The sequence below is a fragment of the Zooshikella harenae genome (assembly GCF_018837975.1).
In the GTDB taxonomy this organism is placed as follows: Bacteria; Pseudomonadota; Gammaproteobacteria; order Pseudomonadales; family Zooshikellaceae; genus Zooshikella; species Zooshikella harenae.
Window position 1 is genome coordinate 1 of sequence record NZ_JAGSOY010000216.1, and the last position, 1,843, is coordinate 1,843.

Consider the following 1,843-nt stretch of genomic DNA (forward strand, 5'->3'; position numbering starts at 1 on the left):
GGGTGCTCAAAATGAGACGAGGGGCCAAAATATACGCCAATATCCCCCAAAATGATCAAAGGTCAGTTGCCGTGTTTTTCAAAAAACGGCACTTTTTTTCATTTTCTTGCGTTTTTTTTCACGCTGTGCAACCACCTATTTTTACCTAAAGCCCAGTAATTGCAAAGGGTAGGGCGGTGATTGTGTTCACATTGGGATTTCACAAAATCTTCAGGACGCGCAAAGCGCAGGGTAGTGAGGAGGAGTGCGATTTTGGTGGGATCAGCTTACTTTGAAAGGCTGATTGAAGAGGTGTAACCAGATTTGCTAAGGGTATGGCGAGCGGTTTTGATAAGCCACTTGCCGTCTAACCCCGCTCTCAATCCCGCTATAGTGATGGGTCTTTCTGCAGATAATAAAGGGTTGCCAGGTAAGGTGATTTCCAGACTGGCTTTGGATCGTTCTGCTCCTTTAATGGCGGCATTGGCTGCTGCTTGAGCGGCCTCATGGGTTGGATACTGTAAACTCAATGTGCGTGTAGGTTCTCCTTTGCCTGTAGTGATGCTTTCTGTTTTTCCTGTACTGCTATTGTGGTATTTCGCTACGACGCGTTTATAACCTGAACGTTCAGGTAAACTGCCTCGATAGCTAGTGATGTCTTTGCCTGACAAGTGAATAGCTTCCAGTTGTTTTCCGCTGGCCGTTTTGCCCTGGTTGCGCTCCACAAATAACAAATGTTCACCGACAGGCTTGGCAATCGCATCATATTGGTTGGCGATGCGACTTAAAAAGTGCAGGTCACTTTCTTCGGTCTGGTCGATATGCTGAATGATTAAGTTGGTAAATTTATCGGCTACTTTCGGATTTAAGCCATGGCGTTGGGCAATGCTCCCCACAATATCCATCAATTTCACCTGATGCCAGCTTTGGCTACGCGGGGCACGGATAGGCCCTTTTAAGTCCGCACCACGGGCTTTAATTTGCATTTGGTTGGGTGGACCTGAGAGTAACACCTCATCCACCGTATAATTGCCCATAGGCACTAAGCCGGTTTCCACATAGCCCAAGGCACAGGATAATTGAACGCCTTTTTTGGGGATGGCCAACGAACCGTCATCGACCAAGGTCAGGGTTAAACTGTCCGACTTCCAGCCCGCTTCGTCAGTGACTTCTAAACTCATGAGTAACGGGTTAATGGTGGGCGTTAGATTGGTATCAGCCAACTGAATACTAAAGGTGGGTTGCATGTTAATCCCAAAGCTTTTTGGTGGGTTGGACAGGGGAGGGTAGATCAGGAAGTTCGATGGTTAACCCAGCAGGAAGGAACGGACCTAGCTCAGCCAGGTCCGGGTTTGCGGCTAATACTTGGAGAACATAAAAACCAACCTCACGCTCTCCATAGTAAAGCCAACAGATGGCATCTAGATTATCGTCTTGTTTCGTTAGATACCTCATAGTGTTCACCGTAGTAACTGATCGCTAAACTAAAGTCGATTTTCCGGGGCTGGCCATGTTGATCCAGATAGCTATTGGTCTGCTCCACGCTGGTAATACACCAGTAGTCGAGTAAATCGCCAGTACCTGCTAGCAATAACAACGGCTTGCCTTGTTGGCCTAATTTCGCCATTTGCTCAACGGTATCGACTACCCCATACTGACCAGGAAATACTCTTCCTGACAGGTTAATGGTTTGTTGACCTTCGCCGGTATACTGCAGTTGCGGGATGGTGCCTAAACGATTTTGTTTGGACCAGGTAAACGACCAGGTGCGGTGTAGTTGATTAAAGGCGGCGGTTTCGATGGAAAAGGTAAACGGGCCTAATTTCAGTAAGGTGCTAGTAGCCATACGTCAAACCGTCTTGAT

3 protein-coding genes are annotated in these 1,843 nt (G+C 47.4%); all 3 read right to left on the bottom strand.

What is annotated here, in order from left to right; all coding sequences use genetic code 11:
- Nucleotides 1-266 precede the first annotated feature (266 nt).
- Genes KCG35_RS25010 through KCG35_RS25020 form a run of 3 tightly spaced genes read right to left on the bottom strand, consistent with a single transcriptional unit; the run spans nucleotide 267 to nucleotide 1,825 of the window.
- Nucleotides 267-1,226 (bottom strand): contractile injection system protein, VgrG/Pvc8 family, encoded by a 960-nt coding sequence (locus KCG35_RS25010; protein ID WP_215822570.1) that lies wholly within the window; start codon nucleotides 1,224-1,226, stop codon nucleotides 267-269.
- A 1-nt stretch (nucleotide 1,227) separates the two neighbouring features.
- A complete protein-coding gene (locus tag KCG35_RS25015; RefSeq protein WP_215822571.1) occupies nucleotides 1,228-1,434 on the bottom strand; it encodes a tail protein X in 207 nt (68 codons plus the stop codon).
- Entirely contained in the window at nucleotides 1,406-1,825 is a 420-nt protein-coding gene (locus tag KCG35_RS25020) for a phage tail protein (RefSeq protein ID WP_215822572.1), read from the bottom strand. The genes KCG35_RS25015 and KCG35_RS25020 overlap by 29 nt, the downstream gene beginning before the upstream one ends.
- Between the last annotated feature and the right edge of the window lie 18 nt (nucleotides 1,826-1,843).